A 519-nucleotide genomic window follows, 5' to 3' on the forward strand; every position below is an offset into this window, starting at 1 on the left:
ACTCCCCGTCGGGGCGGTGTCCCCTTCCCCGTCCTCCCGCTCCGCCCGGCGGTCGGCCTCCGTGACGGCGGCCACCACGTCCGCCTCCAGCTCCGGCTTCCGCACGCCGAGCCCGACCAGGGGACCGGAATCGCCCTCCTGCTCCACCAGCGCGAGCAGGATGTGCTCGGTGCCCACCGAGGTGTGCTCCAGTCGCAGGGCCTCACGGAAGGTCAACTCCAGCACCTTGCGGGAGGCGTTGTCGTAGGGGACGAGGTCGGGGACCCCGGCGCCGGCCGCGACCGGGGGGAGCGCCGTCTCGGCCGCCTCCCGGACGGCGTCGGCCGACCCCACCCGTCCCAGCAGCACGCCGGTGCCGATCGCCTCCGGTTGGGAGAGGAGGCCGAGCACCAGGTGGGCGGGGTGGATCTCGGAGTGCCCCGTTCGCTGCGCCTCGTTCTGCGAGGCCATCACCACGTTCCTCGCCCGGGGAGTGAAGCGGGCGAAGCCGTCCTTCGGGTCGAGCGCGGGGGTCTCACC

At 74.4% G+C, this 519-nt stretch carries 1 protein-coding gene; it reads right to left on the reverse strand.

All coding sequences use genetic code 11. The features are described 5' to 3' along the window. Positions 1–519, reverse strand: a 519-nt coding sequence (locus FNQ90_RS26345) for a Clp protease N-terminal domain-containing protein (RefSeq protein ID WP_182608580.1), incomplete at both ends; no start/stop codon positions are given.

The sequence above is a fragment of the Streptomyces alkaliphilus genome (assembly GCF_014141535.1).
In the GTDB taxonomy this organism is placed as follows: Bacteria; Actinomycetota; Actinomycetes; order Streptomycetales; family Streptomycetaceae; genus Streptomyces; species Streptomyces alkaliphilus.